This window comes from Bradyrhizobium uaiense (assembly GCF_010811875.1).
Classification (GTDB): domain Bacteria; phylum Pseudomonadota; class Alphaproteobacteria; order Rhizobiales; family Xanthobacteraceae; genus Bradyrhizobium; species Bradyrhizobium uaiense.
The window spans coordinates 20,797-38,063 of record NZ_VKHP01000060.1; the positions used below are offsets into that span (position 1 = coordinate 20,797).

At 61.9% G+C, this 17,267-nt stretch carries 16 protein-coding genes and 2 pseudogenes; 9 read left to right on the forward strand and 9 right to left on the reverse strand.

Annotated elements, in window-relative coordinates:
* Positions 1-239: 239 nt before the first annotated feature.
* Together FNJ47_RS16790 and FNJ47_RS16795 are read left to right on the forward strand one after the other, a co-directional pair.
* Positions 240-1,697: a catalase gene (locus tag FNJ47_RS16790; RefSeq protein WP_163154950.1), complete on the forward strand. Its 1,458-nt coding sequence runs from the start codon at positions 240-242 to the stop codon at positions 1,695-1,697.
* Positions 1,698-2,053: 356 nt separating this feature from the next.
* A complete protein-coding gene (locus FNJ47_RS16795; RefSeq protein WP_163154952.1) occupies positions 2,054-2,488 on the forward strand; it encodes a hypothetical protein in 435 nt (144 codons plus the stop codon).
* A gap of 355 nt (positions 2,489-2,843) precedes the next feature.
* Here the strand turns inward: FNJ47_RS16795 and cyoB are convergent, their stop codons facing one another.
* From cyoB to FNJ47_RS16810, 3 genes are read right to left on the reverse strand one after another with little or no spacing between them, the layout of a single operon-like run.
* The gene (cyoB, locus tag FNJ47_RS16800; protein ID WP_163154983.1) at positions 2,844-4,832 is read right to left on the reverse strand and encodes a cytochrome o ubiquinol oxidase subunit I; all 1,989 of its coding nucleotides are present in this window, start codon (positions 4,830-4,832) and stop codon (positions 2,844-2,846) included.
* Positions 4,829-5,707 (reverse strand): ubiquinol oxidase subunit II, encoded by an 879-nt coding sequence (cyoA, locus tag FNJ47_RS16805; RefSeq protein WP_163154954.1) that lies wholly within the window; start codon positions 5,705-5,707, stop codon positions 4,829-4,831. The genes cyoB and cyoA overlap by 4 nt, the downstream gene beginning before the upstream one ends.
* A 1-nt stretch (position 5,708) precedes the next feature.
* Positions 5,709-6,647: a heme o synthase gene (locus tag FNJ47_RS16810; protein WP_235999934.1), complete on the reverse strand. Its 939-nt coding sequence runs from the start codon at positions 6,645-6,647 to the stop codon at positions 5,709-5,711.
* A 6-nt stretch (positions 6,648-6,653) separates the two neighbouring features.
* Here FNJ47_RS16810 and FNJ47_RS16815 point away from each other — a divergent pair, with 6 nt between their 5' ends.
* The 5 genes and pseudogenes from FNJ47_RS16815 to FNJ47_RS16830 all read left to right on the forward strand — a co-directional run bounded on the left by FNJ47_RS16815 (position 6,654) and on the right by FNJ47_RS16830 (position 9,506).
* The gene (locus FNJ47_RS16815; protein ID WP_283811255.1) at positions 6,654-7,244 is read left to right on the forward strand and encodes a cytochrome (ubi)quinol oxidase subunit III; all 591 of its coding nucleotides are present in this window, start codon (positions 6,654-6,656) and stop codon (positions 7,242-7,244) included.
* Positions 7,241-7,432: pseudogene (locus FNJ47_RS53925) on the forward strand (hypothetical protein); the annotation flags it as partial. The gene FNJ47_RS16815 and the pseudogene FNJ47_RS53925, both read left to right, overlap by 4 nt.
* 65 nt (positions 7,433-7,497) lie before the next feature.
* Positions 7,498-7,806 (forward strand): annotated as a pseudogene (locus tag FNJ47_RS54705) (AlbA family DNA-binding domain-containing protein); the annotation flags it as partial.
* 249 nt (positions 7,807-8,055) lie between these two features.
* Positions 8,056-8,679: a hypothetical protein gene (locus FNJ47_RS16825; protein WP_235999937.1), complete on the forward strand. Its 624-nt coding sequence runs from the start codon at positions 8,056-8,058 to the stop codon at positions 8,677-8,679.
* Between the two features lie 80 nt (positions 8,680-8,759).
* Positions 8,760-9,506, forward strand: coding sequence for a hypothetical protein (locus tag FNJ47_RS16830; protein ID WP_163154965.1), 747 nt, complete (start codon positions 8,760-8,762; stop codon positions 9,504-9,506).
* 66 nt (positions 9,507-9,572) lie between these two features.
* Here FNJ47_RS16830 and FNJ47_RS16835 read toward each other — a convergent pair whose 3' ends face one another.
* Positions 9,573-10,502, reverse strand: coding sequence for a hypothetical protein (locus FNJ47_RS16835; RefSeq protein WP_235999935.1), 930 nt, complete (start codon positions 10,500-10,502; stop codon positions 9,573-9,575).
* Between the two features lie 215 nt (positions 10,503-10,717).
* Between FNJ47_RS16835 and FNJ47_RS16840 the strand changes: the two genes are divergently transcribed.
* Both FNJ47_RS16840 and FNJ47_RS16845 read left to right on the forward strand, forming a co-directional pair.
* On the forward strand, positions 10,718-11,302 hold the full coding sequence (locus FNJ47_RS16840) for a hypothetical protein (RefSeq protein WP_163154969.1): 585 nt from the start codon (positions 10,718-10,720) through the stop codon (positions 11,300-11,302).
* A gap of 59 nt (positions 11,303-11,361) precedes the next feature.
* On the forward strand, positions 11,362-12,069 hold the full coding sequence (locus FNJ47_RS16845; protein WP_163154971.1) for a hypothetical protein: 708 nt from the start codon (positions 11,362-11,364) through the stop codon (positions 12,067-12,069).
* A 306-nt stretch (positions 12,070-12,375) separates the two neighbouring features.
* Here FNJ47_RS16845 and FNJ47_RS16850 read toward each other — a convergent pair whose 3' ends face one another.
* The 5 genes from FNJ47_RS16850 to FNJ47_RS16870 form a co-directional block, all read right to left on the reverse strand.
* Positions 12,376-13,161, reverse strand: coding sequence for a succinate dehydrogenase iron-sulfur subunit (locus FNJ47_RS16850; protein ID WP_163154973.1), 786 nt, complete (start codon positions 13,159-13,161; stop codon positions 12,376-12,378).
* 18 nt (positions 13,162-13,179) lie between these two features.
* The gene (sdhA, locus tag FNJ47_RS16855) at positions 13,180-15,018 is read right to left on the reverse strand and encodes a succinate dehydrogenase flavoprotein subunit (RefSeq protein ID WP_163154975.1); all 1,839 of its coding nucleotides are present in this window, start codon (positions 15,016-15,018) and stop codon (positions 13,180-13,182) included.
* A 3-nt stretch (positions 15,019-15,021) separates the two neighbouring features.
* Complete coding sequence (sdhD, locus tag FNJ47_RS16860) at positions 15,022-15,396, reverse strand: succinate dehydrogenase, hydrophobic membrane anchor protein (protein ID WP_094194339.1); 375 nt, start codon at positions 15,394-15,396, stop codon at positions 15,022-15,024.
* Between the two features lie 14 nt (positions 15,397-15,410).
* On the reverse strand, positions 15,411-15,809 hold the full coding sequence (sdhC, locus tag FNJ47_RS16865) for a succinate dehydrogenase, cytochrome b556 subunit (protein WP_163154977.1): 399 nt from the start codon (positions 15,807-15,809) through the stop codon (positions 15,411-15,413).
* A 241-nt stretch (positions 15,810-16,050) separates the two neighbouring features.
* Entirely contained in the window at positions 16,051-16,959 is a 909-nt protein-coding gene (locus FNJ47_RS16870; protein WP_163154979.1) for a LysR family transcriptional regulator, read from the reverse strand.
* Positions 16,960-17,267: the final 308 nt, after the last annotated feature.

Sequence of the window (17,267 nt, forward strand, 5' to 3'; positions counted from 1 at the left end):
CAACCGCGCTCGGCGCTTGTGCCGCGTGGCTCGAGCAGACCCGAATGGCTCGAGCGTTGAGGCCATAGGGTCCCGATCGACGGACATTTGGCCTGAAACACCGGATGTCCGTCGTTGAGCCGATCCGCCGGGTTTTCCAATCGTGAGGCCACCAAACACGAAGTCAGAGCGATCAGAGCGACGCCTCGCGCGCCGCGAGCGCGACGTGCTGCCTTCAACGAACGATCCTGAAGCATCCAATGAGTGATGAGACCAAGCGGCCGTTTCTGACGCACGCCTCCGGCGCGCCGGTGACCGACAACATCAACATCCAGACCGCCGGACCGCGCGGACCGGCGCTGCTGCAGGACGTCTGGCTGATCGAGAAGCTCGCGCATTTCGACCGCGAGGTGATTCCGGAGCGCCGCATGCACGCCAAGGGCTCCGGCGCCCACGGCACGTTCACCCACGACATCACCCGCTACACTAGGGCGAACATCTTCTCTGAAATCGGCAAGCAGACGCCGATGTTCGCGTGGTTCTCGACGGTCGCCGGCGAGCGTGGCGCGGCGGACGCCGAGCGCGACATCCGCGGGTTCGCGCTCAAATTCTATGCCGAGGAAGGTAACTGGGACGTCGTCGGCAACAACACGCCGGTGTTCTTCTTTCGCGACTCCCTGCGCTTTCCCGACCTGAACCACGCCATCAAGCGCGATCCCTACACCGGCATGCGGAGTGCCGACAACAACTGGGATTTCTGGACGCTGCTGCCCGAGGCGCTGCACCAGGTCACCATCGTCATGAGCGAGCGCGGCATCCCCAGGAGCTATCGCCACATGCACGGCTTTGGCAGCCACACCTACAGCTTGCTGAACGCGAACAATGAGCGCGTCTGGGTCAAGTTTCACTTCCGCACCCGGCAGGGCATCCAGAACCTGACCGACGCCGAGGCCACCGCCGTGGTCGGCACGGATCGCGAGAGCCATCAGCGCGACCTGTTCAACAGCATCGAGCGCGGTGCGTTTCCGCGCTGGACGCTGTACATCCAGGTGATGACGGACGAGCAGGCGACGAAGTTTCCGTTCAATCCCTTCGACCTCACCAAGGTCTGGCCGAAGGCTGACCATCCGTTGATCGAGGTGGGTTATTTCGAGCTCAACCGCAATCCGGAGAACCTGTTCGCCGTGGTCGAGCAGGCTGCGTTCTCGCCTGCCAACATCGTGCCGGGCATCGGCTATTCGCCGGACAAGATGCTGCAGGCGCGGCTGTTCTCCTATGGCGACGCGCAACGCTATCGGCTCGGCGTCAACCACCACCATATTCCGGTCAACGCGCCGAAATGCCCGTTCCACAGCTATCACCGTGACGGTGCGATGCGGACCGACGGCAATCTCGGCCGCACGCCGACCTACTGGCCGAACAGCCGCGGCGAGTGGACTGACCGGCCGCAGCTGAACGAGCCGCCGCTGGAAGTCACGGGCGCGGCCGCGCATTGGGATGATCGTGTCGATGAGGATCACTGGCGACAGCCCGGCGACCTGTTCCGGAACATGACCGTGGCGCAGCAGCAGACGCTGTTCGAGAATACCGCACGCCAGGTGGGCCAGGCCGCAAGGCACATCCAGGAACGGCACGTCGCGAATTGCAGCAAGGCCGACCCGGCATACGGCAAGGGCGTTTCCGAGGCGCTCGCCCTGTTTGCCGCAGGCGAGCTGTAGCGCGGTGAAGGCGGCGAGCCCGGCTTGTCGCCCCCACGCACTGGCGCACGCGGCGGGAATTCCATCACACAATGTTGTTGGATGAAGACGGAAGCAGGAACCGCATTGAAGCCTCCGATGAAGGATGTGTTGAGCGTGGTCACGTTCATCTTGGGAGCCCTGTGCTTCGCGATGTTCCTGACTACGGTGAAACCGAGTGCGCTTAGGGCATTCCGCTCATCGAACAAGCCTGCGTATTGCGAAATAGCGGCTTCTCGCGATCAGGTATGCCGTAGCGACTCCGAATGACGGGAGCGCTGAGAGTTTCGCTCCCGCCAGATGCTCGTTGAAGCCGTCAATAATACACGAGGTGATCTGTGAATGCGATGTTAGCCGAGCTTCGAGCTCATGAGGCAATTTCCATTGTCGAGGCTTCCCACCAAGAGCAGAAGCGCGCCGACATCGTCAGCGCTGGCTTTGCTAGAATGCAAAAGTTCATTTTTTCCATAGTCGTTATTACCGCTGCTTCGTGGTCCATCGCACAGGCCGCGGCCGCCGACCGAGTACCCCCCTTCGATATCGTCCGAAACTGTGGTGCGGAGGTGGCAGCCGCCGGCACAGAAAGCGTTGCAAGCTGCACGAAAGACGAAACGGATGCCATGAATGAGTTGGACAAACGCTGGACTGAATTCAGCGCGTCAAACAAGCAGGCTTGCGTTGAGGAGGCCAGCCTCGGAGGAGAGCAGAGCTATGTTGAGCTTTTGACTTGCCTTGAAATGTCTAGTGGCGAGTTCTTGGCTGGCAGACATTAGATTCAATGGGCAACACCGTGCAAGAGCTCTTTGCGCAGCCTGCAAGCGACGCCGCACGCACGTCGTTGTTCGTTCCCGTTCCGAATAACTCGTCGAGATTCGGTATTCTTCACTCACTCTCTCGGCTCCAGTCAGTTTAGCTATCAGAGAAGCCGCAGGATTCCTGCTGCAGTGAGATAGTGGACTTCACAAAGACAGACCTCTGGCTTGAGAACTCGACCATGAGCACCACCGGGATTCCCTTATCACGTGTTTTGCTGGCTTCATGGCCCAGTTTGGTGGAGCGGCTACCCCACTTTGTCACCTTGACGAAGCCACGCGTTATGCCGAACTGCATCCATCTCAACTGCGACGTTCATAGTGAAACCTCCACCGGGTGCACGCGATCGAACAGGCCGACCTGATCTGCGGGAATCTCGACTTCGTCCTTTGTGCGGAACATGAAGGCAAGCAGTGTCACGGCCGCGCCGAGAACTCCAAAGCCTGCCATCCACCAGATGTGCCAGATCAAGGCGAAGCCGGCGACCACCGCGAAGAACGCGGTCACAACACCGACCGGACTGTTTTTGGGCACTTCGATCGGTTGGTACGCGTGCTGCCGCACAGGCAACTCCTGCTCCGCAAGCATGCGCTGCTTGCGAGCCCAGAAGGCATCGAGCTCATCGACGCGCGGCAGGACCGCAAAATTCCAGTCCGGCGGCGGCGATGCGGTTGCCCATTCTAGGGTGCGGCCGTTCCACGGATCGCCCGTCGTGTCACGGAGCTCCTCACGGTCTCGAATGGACACTACGAGCTGAACGATCTGGAAGATGATTCCAAGCAGGATGACGACTGCGCCTGACTCGGCGACCAGCAGCCAAGGCTGCCATGAGAGGACATCATAGTGCTGCAGACGGCGGGGCATACCCATCAGCCCCGTCACGTAGAGCGGCATGAAAGCGAGATGGAAACCGATGAACCAGCACCAGAAGGCCGCCTTGCCCCAGCGCTCATCCAGCCGGAAGCCGAATGCCTTGGGAAACCAGTAATTGTAGCCGGCCATACATCCGAACAGCACGCCCGGGATAATGACGTGATGGAAATGAGCAACCAGGAAGACACTGTTGTGTACCTGCCAATCGACCGCCGGCAACGCCAGCAGAACGCCCGTCAGGCCGCCGAATACGAACGACACCATGAAGCCGATCGTCCAGAGCACGGGCACATTGAACCGAACGCGTCCGCCATACATCGTGAACAGCCAATTGAAGACTTTGACGCCCGTCGGTACTCCGATGATCATGCTTGTGATGCCGAAGAAAGCGTTGACGCTTGCGCTGGCGCCCATCGTGAAGAAATGATGGAGCCAAACCGTGTAGGAGAGCACGCAGATCGCCATGGTCGCGAGTACCATCGAGCGATAGCCGAAGAGCGACTTGCCGGAAAAGGTGGCGGTCACTTCGGAAAAGATGCCAAATGCCGGCAGGACCAGGATGTAGACTTCGGGATGACCCCAGACCCAGAACAGATTCACATACATCATCGCGTTGCCGCCGGCATCCACGGTGAAGAAGTGAAAACCAAGGTAGCGATCAAGAAGAAGCATTGCGAAAAGCGCGGTGAGCACCGGGAACGCCGCCACAATCAGCAGGTTCGACGCAAGCGCAGTCCAGCAGAAAACCGGCATACGCAAGTAGCTCATGCCCGGAGCCCGCATCTTCAGAATCGTGGTGACGAAATTGACGCCGCTCAGCAAGGTCCCAATGCCAGAGATTTGCAAGGACCAGAGATAGTAGTCGACGCCGACCCCCGGCGAGAATTGCAGCTCGCTAAGCGGCGGATAGGCGAACCAGCCGGTCTTGGCAAATTCACCGACCGCGAGCGAGACATTCGTCAGGAGTACGCCGGATGCGGTGAGCCAAAAGCTGATCGAATTCATCGTCGGAAATGCCACATCGCGCGCGCCGAGTTGCAGCGGGATGGCAAAGTTCATCAATCCGATCACAAGCGGCATGGCCACGAAAAAGATCATGATTGTGCCATGCGCCGAGAAGATCTGGTCGAAATGCTCAGGCGGCAGGTACCCTTGCGCGCCACCCGCTGCGACCGCCTGTTGCGTCCGCATCATGATCCCGTCCGCGAAACCGCGCAGCAGCATGACCAGCGCCAGGACGATATACATGACGCCGATCCGCTTGTGGTCGACCGAGGTGATCCACTCTCGCCAGAGATAGGGCACGTAACCCTTGAGCGTGACCCACGAAAGGATGGAGACGATGGCCACGACCATGACGCCTACCGTGCCCATGATAATCGGCTGATCGAAGGGAACAGCACTCCAGTCCAGTTTGCCGAGTAGAGTCATTTTTCTGCCCTCATTGAGGTGGGATAGCGACGGCACAAGGCATCATCAGACTGCATGGAGGCCATCCGGATGCTGTCAAATAGGCCAGGCGCGACGGAGTGGTAGGTGAATGGCGTCACAGCGACGCTCGGCCTGGCGAGATCGGCGTAGGTCTTCAAATCCAGCACCGGACCGACGCTGCGGGTTGAATCGACCCACTGCGCAAAGCGTTCGGGCGGCATCGCGTCGACGTTGAAATGCATATCGGCGAAGCCCTCGCCGCTGAAATTGGCCGACAAGCCGCGATACGTTCCCGCGTAATCGGCTTGCAAGTTCAGCCGCGTCACCATTCCGGACATAGCGTAGATCTGGCCAGCGAGCTGCGGCACGAAGAAGCTGTTCATGACTCCCGAGGAAGTCAGCTCGAAGCTTACCGGCGTGCCGACCGGTATCGTCAGGTGATTGACGCTCGCGACCCCCAGCTCCGGATAGATGAATAACCATTTCCAGTCGAGCGAGATGGCTTGAACCTTAATGGGCTTCGTCGAAGAGGCAATCAGCTTGGGCGGATCGAGATCGTATGCACCAATCCAAGCCACAGTGCCGGTAAGTAACACGGTCATCAGTGGGATCGACCAGACAAGCATCTCGAGGCGGCCGGAATAAACGAAGTCAGGCCGATAGCGCGCCCGCTCATTCGATGCGCGGAACCAGAAGCCAACGCCAAGCGTCGCAATGACCACAGGGATCACGATCGCCAGCATGATGCCGGTCGCGTTGATCAGAATCTGCCGTTCGGCAAGGGCGATGGGTCCCTTCGGATCGAGCACACCTTCAGTGCAGCCACCGAGTAGCGAGGCGCCGATCAGGACCAAGGTAAGCAAACCGTATCGCATACTAGACCTCCCGCGTGCTGAACTTGATTAGGCGGCTTCCGCTGCGAGCGGTGTGCTGCAGGGCATTGGTGTAGCCCCATCCGATGTTGCGGTCAGCGCGCGGGCCAGGTGTCCGCGAATTCAAACAGCCACCGTCATCGCTCAGGAGCGCCGCAAACAACGCGAACAAATAGAAAATGGAGAACAGGAACAACCTGTGAGCGGCGCGACGATCGGCTCCAATGCTCTTATTCAGCTGAAGTGCCAACAGGAGGAAAAGTCCGCTGCAGACCGTCGCGATCGCGCCATAGATCGCGCCTGCAAACCCGAGCTCCCAAGGCAGCTCTGAAGCGACAACAAGCAAGCTGCTGTAGACCAGGATCTGCCGCGTTGTTGCAGCCCGTCCCGCGACGACCGACAGCATGGGGACGCCGGCACGGGCATAGTCATCGCTGCGATTGAGTGCGAGAGCCCAAAAGTGGGGTGGTGTCCAAAGGAAGATGATGAGGAAAAGCACGAGGGGCTCAAGCCCGACATGTCCGGTGGCCGCGGCCCATCCGATCACGGGCGGGAGCGCGCCGGCTGCACCGCCGATAACGATGTTCTGCGACGTGCTCCGTTTTAGCCAGACCGTGTACACGATGACATAGAACAGAATCGTACAGGCCAATAGGGCGGCGGCCGCGAGGTTCGTCGCCAGGGCGAGAGCTACGACAGCGATTACCCCGAGGAAAATTCCAAAGACAAGCGCCTCACCCTTCGAGACCTTGCCGCGGGGAATTGGTCGCATCGCGGTGCGAGCCATGACTGCATCAATATCGGCGTCGTACCACATGTTCAGCGCGCCGGCGGCTCCCGCGCCGGCTGCGATTGCGAGAATTGCAATAAGACCAGGAAGTGGATCGAGGCGTGTCGGCGCAATCATCAATCCGACGAACGCGGTAAACAGCGCGAGCGCCATAGCGAACTGCATGATATCAGCGAGGCGGGTCCTGCACCCAAGCGGATCGTTGCCGGCTTTGGGTTCTGGATCTTCCTGCTGAGTGACATCGTGATGTTCTCGGCGCTGTTTGCGAGCTATGCGGTGCTCGCAAAAGCGAGTGCGAGCGGTCTGACCGGTGCTCAATTGTTTGATCAACGCAACGTCGCCATGGAGACCGCCCTCCTCCTGCTCTCCAGCTACAGCTGCGGAATGATGTCCTTGTCCATCAACTCGCAGCGATATATCGCGACCCTTCTTGGCGCCGTAATGACGTTCCTCCTGGGAGCGGCATTTCTTGCTCTCGAGCTCCGCGAGTTCCAGGGCATGATTGCGTTGGGAGCGGCGCCGCAACGCAGCGCATTTCTTTCAGCATTCTTCACGCTGGTCGGCAGTCACGGGCTGCACGTGACCGTCGGATTGGCATGGCTGATTCTCATGATGGTTCAGCTGTCGATGAGAGGTTTTCAGGACGTCGTGGTCCGACGCCTGCACTGCTTCTCCCTGTTCTGGCATGCGCTGGACATCATCTGGGTTCTGATATTCACCGTTGTCTATCTGATGGGAGTCCTTCCATGACTGAAGTGCGTTGGGATGTTGCACCGGGAGACAGACCGACCGTCCCGGCCTCGGAGCAGAAAGCGTCTTCTGGCTTCCTTGTGTATACGATCGGTTTGCTGCTGGCGGTGATCTTGACGATAACGTCCTTCTGGGTTGCGAACACCTCGGCGATCTGGCCGCCCGGCGTGCCGGCCGGGCTCACCGTCCTTGCCATCGCTCAGATGGGAGTGCACCTCGTATTCTTTCTTCACATCACGACGGGACCGACCGCATCGAGTGCAAGGCAGGCTTCCGGCTTCAGCCGGAGGATCGGTTCTCGAAGGCGCTCCGCGCGATCGCGGGCCTGGCCAACAACAAGGGCGGCTATCTCCTGTTCGGCGTCACCGATGCGACCTACCAGGCGGACGGGCTTTCCGACGATGTCTTCACGAAGTCGGACATCTCGCTCCTCAACAGAATCCTGGCGGGCGCCCTCGATCCCGTTCCTCATGTCACGAAGGGCCTCATCGAGCTCGGCGGCAAGCAGGTCGGCGTGCTCTATGTGGAGAAGCACGATCATGGGCCCGTCATCGCCATTAAGAACGTCGGTCAGGACGTGAAGGAAGGAGGGATCTATTTCCGGTACGTCGGCGAGACCCGCCTGATCAAGCCGGGAGAGCTCAGGCAGATCAGCGCCGCGCGCGAGCAACGCGCAGTCGCCGAGTTCAGCGCCCGCATGAACCGCGTCGCGATAGGCAAGGAAGCCACGATCGACCTCGACTCCGGCGAGGTCGCAGGCACCAGCGGCAAATTTCTCATCGACAAGTCCCTGCTCCCGAGCATCCAATTCGTGCGCGAGGGCGAGTTCGACGAGAAGAAGGGGGCGCCGGCGCTCAGGTTGATCGGCGACGTCGAGCCGGTTTCGGAGGTGGAAAGGGAGCGGACGAGGATCATCCGCGAGAACGTGACCCCCGACGCCGTCGTCCGCAACTTCCTGCGCAACGAGAAGGTCGCCGAGCCGATGCAGTACATCCACTTCCAGGCCCACGCCCAACGGAAGTGGTTTCCCGTGTGGTTCTACATCGACCAGGCGCAGTCAAACGCCACCGAGGTCGCCGAAGACCTTCGCAAACAGGTCGCCACCTATCCCTCGTCGCGCGACGCGCTGGTCGACAGGCTCGCCGGCAAGGACGCGGCCTTCCGCCAATCCACCGGCAAGGCCGAAGCTCTGCGCGGAAAACTGGCGCGGGGCGAGATCAAGGCGCCGGTGGACGTCGACGAGGACGTCGTGTTCGCCGGCGCGGTGCAGGCCCTGCCTACGACGGTGAAGCCGAAGGATCTCGAAAGCATCCGAACGATCCTTCTGGAATGTCTCGATCGGGCCCAAGGGACCGACTCGCGCAGCAGCAATCGTCGTGGAGCGATCTACCGTGCCGCGTCCCGTCTCGATGAACTGCTCTACTCGAAGAAGTGACCGGCGCTAGGCCGACTTCCGGCATAGATGGCTTCGAGGTCTTCCGTGTCGGCCGAGACCCAACGAGGAGAGGATCCACGATGACCGGCTGGATATTGTATGGTGCTCTCGGCGTCGCCGACGCGGTTCTGCTGGGCGGTCTCGTCGTCGCCACGCTGTACCTGCGGCGCAAACATCCAGGCCACGTCTTCACCATATGGTACGCGTTCTGGCTGATGCTCATCCTGTTTTCTGGCCTGTTCTACTACGTGTGGGCCAACGAGCGGAGCATCTCTGGCTCGATCTTGAGCGGAAATTCGCCAATCGGCGGCTTCATCGTGTGGTTTCAGAAGACGTCGATGGATTTCCACGACGAGCGCTATCTGATCGCCTCGATCTACATCGTCGTGGTGTTGCCTCAGGTCTTGAGCTACCTCGTCAGCGGCATTTTCGGCTGTGCGAACCGTCTTGTCCTGATCGAATGGATAACGGCGGCAGTGACGTGGCTCCTCATCAAGTTCCTTGCCGTCCTGTCGGGCATTCTGATGGCCCAAGCCATAGCCGCGCTTTACGCGAAGCCCGTCCTGCGTCCTGCCGACCTTCCGCCGAAGCTACTTTACTCCATCATGATGATATCGCTCTCGTTCATCGTCGCGGGCGTTTTCTATTTCACCTACGAATATCGCTTCAGACGGATGCTCGTGAAGATGCGCAAGCCGTTCAAGCCCCTGGTAAGCCACATGCGAAGCTACGCGGCCTCGGCGGAGGCCAGGGAAGCCAAGAAGAAACGATATGCGTGGCTGCGCACGCGGGCGCGCAAACTCGCGAGCGGAGTTCTGTGGAACTAGACTGAGCGAGACCCCGCCGAATCCTCGGGTGGCAGGCTGGTCGCGCTTGGCGCGAACTTGCTGGCCTCAAGTCCGTCGAAGCGCGTCTTCCACCGTGATCCAGGTCGTTTCGCGCGTGACCGGATGTATGCGGACGCCTACACGCGTCGACGGAGGTAAGGATCCGTTGACCGTCGCCAGCTTGCCCCGCTCGCTTCCCAACGTGGCCACGGATTCCGGCAGATCGCCGCCGAACAGCGAAACGACCGCAAGGAGCCCTTCTTCCCGGGGAAGCACCGCCAGCGTGTGATACTTCTCGCCTCGGACCTCGGGCGTGATTCCCAGCAGCGATGCGATATCCGCCGGGATCTGGCCCGCCATGAAGCCGCGCAGCGACTTATCCGGCCACTGCGACCGTTCGCAAACGAGAACGGTCCGTATCCGGTCTCCGCCGTCCGCGCTGAAGGTCCAGTCCGGGCCGGCGAAGAAATGACCGAGTCCCAGGATGATCTTGAACAAGCCGCGGGCCCAGACCGTACCATCCATGGTGACGGAGGCCTTGAGCGTCGACGTCTCTTCGATCTCCGCGATCTCCGGCATGTCGGCGCTGCTGCCGATCACCTTGCCGGTCAGGCTGTAAACGGTCCGCTTATCGGCTTTCGCCTTGCGGAGCATCCCTTCCAGTATTTGACGCACCCGGTCGGGGTCGCCTCCGACCAGTCGCTGCGTGAACTTCTCCTTCTCGTCCGTGACCACCGTCGTTCCGAAGCTGTAGTCGACGTTGCCCTGATCGTCGATGATGACCGTCGCCGGCTCGCCGTTATCGAGCGAGCGCGCCTTCAGTTCGATCGGCGGGATGGTCCCTCCGTACCCCTTAAGTCCCAGCTTGTGCCGCATGACCGCGACCGGCAGCTGATTCATGAACGGAGCATCGACCGAGCTCCCGAAATCGTTGTTGTATTTCTTGGAGGCGTCCATCGTCGCGAACGCGTCGCTTCCGCCCATCGAATAGGGCACGATGTGCTCGAGCGTCGGAGTCCGAACGTCGTTCCCGACCTCTCCGGTCAATTCGCTGCGGCAGTAGATACATTTGGGGGCCATCGTTCCCGGAGGTAGGGAGCGGCCCATCGCAACGCAAGCCCGCGCGCGGCGGCCGGCCAGGCCTGCGGACTGGCGCGCCTGATCACGGGAGCTACAGTTCCCCCTCAATTGCACGTTGTTGGATTTTCGACATGGATTTCGATGACCTCATCGTCGAGCGGCCACCGACCGCCGGAGCGCCGGCGGATCAGCCGGACCGGCACTTCTACGAAGGCGCGGTAATGCTGGCCTACGCCATGCACCTGTTCCGGACCGAGCCCGTCCGCGAGGTGAAGATCCATCCGGACGGGCAGCATGCCCGGCAGATCGACTTCCCCGGCTGGATCGAGAAACGCGGCTTCCGCAGAATCGAGACCACCCGCAGCGCATTCGCGGGAACGTTCGAGGACGCGCAGGGGCGTCGGATCGTCGTCCATCCTCAGTCCGGATTGAGCGACGTCACGGCCGTGGCGAACGGGACTACCATCGAAGCCGAGTGCAAGGGCGGTACGATCGCGACCCGGCATCCCGGCCGGCTGTCGAAGCTGGACAAGGGGCTCTGCGAGATCGTCGGACGCCTGATGATGAAGGGGCCCGGCACCCGTCAGGTCGCAGTCATGCCGGCAACCGAGGTGACACGCCGGGTCGGACGCAAACTGGCGCCCCGCTGCGCCGCCGCCGGCATCCGCATCGCGCTGGTCGATGCCCGCGGCAAGGTCGAGGACGTGGAGGCGTAGGGACGGTGGGATATTTCAGCCAAGAAGCCCTCGACGATCTGAAGAACGGCCTGGTCGAATTGCCGGCGCAACTGCGAAAGCTGAAGGCGAGCTACGCCGGGCGAGCGTACGGCAACGATCAGGCGCGGGAATACGCGCAGCACGGTCTCTGCCGCCGCCTGTCGACCATGGTCCAGATGGTCGACACGGTTTTCGAGCTGCTGCCTCCCGAACTCGACGAGGTGCCTGAATTGGTGACCGTCATGGCCGCTACGGCCTTCATCCAGAATTTCGTCATGAACGCCTTCGGCTGCCTGGAAAACCTCGCCTGGATCTGGGTTCTGGAGAAGAACGTGCGGGGCAAGGGCGGCGCCGAGCTCGGACGGCACGAAATCGGCCTCGGGAAGCCCTTCGTCCGCAAGTCGTTCAGCGACGAAACCAAAGCCTTCCTCGACGACAACAAGGAATGGCTGGGCAACCTGATCTCCTTCCGGGACGGGCTCGCACACAGGATCCCGCTGTACATCCCTCCCTACGTCATCGAAGAGGTGTCGGCGGAGCAGTTCAAGACGCTCGATGCCGCAGCGGTCGCCGCGGCCCTCGCCGGCGACCAGGCCGAGTACGACCGCCTCCGCGGAGAACAGCGGGCGCTCGGCAAATTCCGTCCCTGGATGACTCACTCGGTTCTCGACGCCGCGCCGACCATCGTCTTCCATAAGCAGATGCTGCACGACTACGTGACCGTCGACGCCTACTGCTGGACGCTGGTCGAGGAATTCGGACGCTAGGGTCGAATTCCTCGACACCCTAGTCTGACGCCGGCATGTCGTCCTCGGTCAGCTTCGTTTCCAGGTGCAACTGTGTTCGACACCGAGAACCTGAGGGGCACGATGGCTGTCCGGATCGCGTGTGTTTAGTTCTGCTGCGCACGGTTAGGCCAAACGAAATCAAGGCGGGCCATAGGACCCGCCTTGATTCGCTGCACTTTTCGATGTCCCCGAGCTCGAAAGGACTTTTTTGTCTAAGAAGAACTATGTTGTCTAAGAAGAACTATTTTGTCTCCAGACAACCAGCGCCAGCCGAGCCGCGTCGGATCAGATCTGGCGTTCGACCATCTTGAATTTGAGCTCGGCGATCGCCTCCGAGGGGTTGAGGCCCTTCGGGCATGCCTTGGCGCAGTTCATTATGGTGTGGCAGCGATAGAGGCGGAACGGATCCTCGAGATTGTCGAGGCGCTCGCCGGTCGCTTCGTCACGGGAGTCGGTCACCCAGCGTGTCGCCTGCAGCAGTGCTGCGGGGCCTAGGAAGCGTTCGCTGTTCCACCAGTAGCTCGGGCACGAGGTCGAGCAGCAGGCGCACAGGATGCATTCATAGAGACCGTCGAGCTTCTCGCGGTCCTCGTGGCTCTGCCTCCACTCCTTCTGCGGCGTCGGCGTCGTGGTCTTCAGCCACGGCTCGATCGAAGCATACTGGGCGTAGAAATTGGTGAGGTCGGGGACCAGGTCCTTGACGACAGGCTGGTGCGGCAGCGGATTGACCTTCACCGCGCCGCCGGCGCCGACATCGTGCATCGACTTGGTGCAGGCCAGCGTGTTCTGGCCGTCGATGTTCATCGCGCAGGAGCCGCAGACGCCTTCGCGGCAAGAGCGGCGGAAGGTCAGCGTCGGGTCGATGTGGTTCTTGATCCAGATCAGGCCGTCCAGAACCATCGGACCGCAATCACGGGTGTCGACATAGTAAGTGTCGACACTCGGATTCTTGCCGTCGTCCGGATTCCAGCGATACACCCGAAATTCGCGGGTCTCGGTGGCGCCCGCCAGCTTCGGCCAGGTCTTGCCGCCGGAAATCTTCGAATTCTTCGGAAGTGCGAATTCAACCATGCTTGCTCGCCTTCGTTCTCAATAGACCCGCGCCTTCGGCGGGATGTACTGTACGTCATTGGTCATCGTGTAGCTGTGCACCGGACGGTACTCGATCGCGGTCTTGCCGGCTGGATCGATCCAGGTCAGCGTGTGCTTCATCCAGTCCTTGTCGTTGCGGTCCGGGAAATCCTCGCGCGCATGCGCGCCGCGGCTCTCGGTGCGGTTGGCCGCCGAATCCATCGTCACGACCGCCTGCACGATCAGATTGTCGAATTCCAGCGTCTCGATCAGGTCGGAATTCCACACCAGCGAGCGGTCCGAGACTGAGATGTCGCCAACGCCGCCATAGACCTTGTGGATCAGGTTCTGGCCTTCCTGCAAAATGTCGCCGGTGCGGAACACCGCGCAATTGTTCTGCATCACATGCTGCATGCTGTCGCGCAGCTTCGCGGTCGGCGTGCCGCCGGAGGCGTGACGGAAGTGGTCGAGCCGGCCGAGCGCGAGATCGGACGAATCCTTCGGCAGCTCCGGCTGCTTGGCATTCGCCGTCAGCTTGTCGGCAAGGCGCAGCGCCGCGGCACGGCCGAACACCACGAGGTCGATCAGCGAGTTGGAGCCGAGGCGGTTGGCGCCGTGCACCGAGACGCAGGCGGCTTCGCCGATCGCCATCAGGCCCGGCACCACCGAATTGTCGTCGCCGTTGCGCTTGGTCAGCACCTCGGCGTGATAGTTCGTGGCGATGCCGCCCATGTTGTAGTGCACCGTCGGCACGATCGGGATCGGCTCGCGGGTGACGTCGACATTGGCGAAAATCTTCGCCGATTCGGAGATGCCCGGCAGCCGTTCATGCAGCACCTTCGGATCGAGATGATCGAGGTGCAGGAAGATGTGATCCTTCTTCTTGCCGACGCCGCGGCCTTCGCGGATCTCGATCGTCATCGCGCGCGAGACGACGTCGCGTGAGGCGAGGTCCTTGGCCGACGGCGCGTAGCGCTCCATGAAGCGCTCACCCTCGGAGTTGACGAGATAGCCGCCTTCGCCGCGGGCGCCTTCAGTGACGAGGCAGCCCGAGCCGTAGATGCCGGTCGGATGGAACTGGACGAACTCCATGTCCTGCAGCGGCAGGCCGGCACGCAGCACCATGCCTCCGCCGTCGCCGGTGCAGGTGTGTGCCGAGGTGCAGGAGGCGTAGGCGCGGCCATAGCCGCCGGTCGCCAGAATCGTGGTCTGGGCACGGAAGCGATGCAGCGTGCCGTCGTCGAGCTTGAGCGCGATCACGCCGCGGCAGACGCCCTGGTCGTCCATGATCAGGTCGATGGCGAAGAATTCGATGAAGAACTCGGCCGAGTGGCGCAGCGATTGGCCGTACATCGTGTGCAGCATGGCGTGGCCGGTGCGGTCGGCCGCGGCGCAGGTGCGCTGCGCCTGGCCCTTGCCGTAGTCCAAGGTCATGCCGCCGAACGGGCGCTGATAGATCTTGCCGTCCTCGGTGCGCGAGAACGGGACGCCCCAATGCTCGAGCTCGTAGACCGCGTCGGGTGCGTTGCGCACCATGTATTCGATCGCGTCCTGGTCGCCGAGCCAGTCCGAACCCTTCACGGTGTCGTACATGTGCCAGCGCCAGTCGTCCTGGTGCATGTTGCCGAGTGAGGCCGAGATGCCGCCCTGCGCCGCAACGGTGTGCGAGCGGGTCGGGAACACCTTGGTGATGCAGGCGGTGCGCAGGCCCGCTTCCGAGCAGCCGACCACGGCGCGCAGGCCCGCGCCGCCGGCGCCAACCACGACGACGTCGTAGGTGTGGTCCTGAATCGGGTAGGCCTTGCCGTTCGTGGCCGGGCCGCCGTTGGTGGCCTTGCCGTTTCCTTCACCGGCCATGGGTCAAACTCCCGACGACAATTTGAGGATTGCGTAGATCGAGGCCAATGCGACCGCGACGCAGAAGAAGTTGTTCGCCATCACGCTGGCGATCTTCAGCTTCTCATTGTGGATGTAGTCTTCGATCACGACCTGCATGCCGATCTTCATGTGCCAGGTGCTGGCGACGATGAAGAGCAGCAGGATGATGGCGATCGGGATCGAGCCGAGGATCTGCGCTGCGCCGGCATGGTTGCGGCCGATCAGCATGATCACGACGACGATCACGGGGACGATCAGCAGCGTCATCGCAACCGCGGTGAGGCGCTGGCGCCAGAAATCGGAGGTACCGGTATGCGCGGAGCCAAGGCCGCGGACGCGCTCCAGCGGCGTGCGCATCGAGGAGGGGCCGCTCATCGTCCACCTCCAACCGCGTAGGCGATGATCCAGACCAGCACGGTCAGTGTGATGCCGGCGACCAGCGCGCCCCAGGTCAGGGCTTCGCGCTCAGTGGCCTTGAAGCCGTAGCCGAGATCCCAGACGAAATGCCGGATGCCGCTGCACAGATGGTGCATCAGCGCCCATGTGTAACCGAACACGATCAGCCTACCGATCGCGCTGCCGGTGAAGGCCTGGACATTGGCGTAGGCGGTCGGGCCGGTGGCGGCGGCGATCAGCCACCAGGCCAGCAGCAGGGTGCCGAAATAGAGGGCCAAACCTGTGGCACGGTGCACGATGGACAGCGCCATCGTCAGCGTCCACCGGTAGGTCTGAATATGGGGTGAAAGCGGTCGTTCGATCCTGGCGGTCATCGGCGGGCTTTATGATGTGAGGGGCCGCGCCCGGCCCATCGGGGAACGCGGTAGAGGAGTTCTATTTACGGACTAGGATCAACCCGCGCAACGGCCAAATAGCCTTCGGTCGAACCGAAGTTCATTGTTAGAGTTGCCGAATTCTGGTTGATCCGCAGTGTGGTATACCAGATGCAAGGCTGGGCGAACTAAAAAATGAATCGATGTTCGCGTTCGGCTACCGGCGTGCGCGGCTGCCCACTTACGGGGCCCGGAAGGCGTCGATCTTGCCCCACTGTTCCACGAGATAATCGACGAATGCCCTGATCTTAGGCGATGCGAGGCGTGCCGGCTGAAGCATCAGGTGCAGCGGCGTCGGCGCCGGCTCGTGGTCGATCAGCAGGCGCTGCAGCCGGCCATTCGCGAGATCGGACTGCACCTGCCACGACGGCACGCGGACGATGCCCGCGCCATCCCGCGCCGCAGCAACCAGCGCGTCGAGGCTATTCATCCAGAGCCGACCGGATATGCGGAATTTGCGGCCCGTCTTCGTGCCGTCGGCAAAGCGCCAGTCGGCGGTGCCCGGCGAATCGGAAAACACCAGGCAGTCGTGCGTCGCAAGATCGCCCGGCGTTCGCGGCTCGCCCTGCCGGGCCAGATAGTCAGAAGAAGCGCAGACGATCATCTGCAGATCGGTGAGCTTGCGGGCGACGAGCTGCGAGTCGCGCAGGCGGCCGATCCGAATGGCCAGATGGATATCTTCCTCGATCATGTCGACGGCGCGATCGATCAATAGCAGGTCGACCGAGAGCGCCGGATAGCGGCGCAGAAACTCGACCAGCAAGGGCGCGATAACGAGCCGTCCGATTAGGCTCGGTGAGCTCAGCCGAATCCGGCCCGACGGCTGCTGCGGGTCGCGCGCCAGCGCCGCCTCGATCTCCCTGACTTCGCCGAGGACGGACTTCGCGCGCTCGTAGAGAATTCGGCCGTCATCGGTCAGCGCGAGCTGGCGGGTGGTGCGCAACAAAAGGCGGGTGCCGAAATGCTCCTCAAGCGCGCTGATCTGGCGGCTGACCGAGGTCAGCGAGCTCGGCAGCGAGCGTGCCGCCGCCGACAGGCTGCCGGTCTCGACCGCGCGGACAAAGGCTGCCATCGCCGCAAGCTGGTCCAAGCTCGATCCTTCCGCATTTCGCAAGAGAGCCTGCTCAAGAGCATGGATACTCCCGAATCCCAAAAGGGGCTATTGCTCTCTCAAAGACGGCGCCGCGGCGGGACTGCGGCCGCCCGCCAAACGCTGTGCGAAGGACATGATGGCCGGCCTCGATCCCAAGGAATTGCTCGAGCTTGCGCTGCTGCTGGTTGCAGTCGGCGCGCTGTCCGGTTTTCTCGCCGGACTGTTCGGCATCGGCGGCGGCGCGATCCTTGCTCCCGGGTTCCACGCAATCTGCCTCTTATTACCATCTCCGGGCCCCCCATACA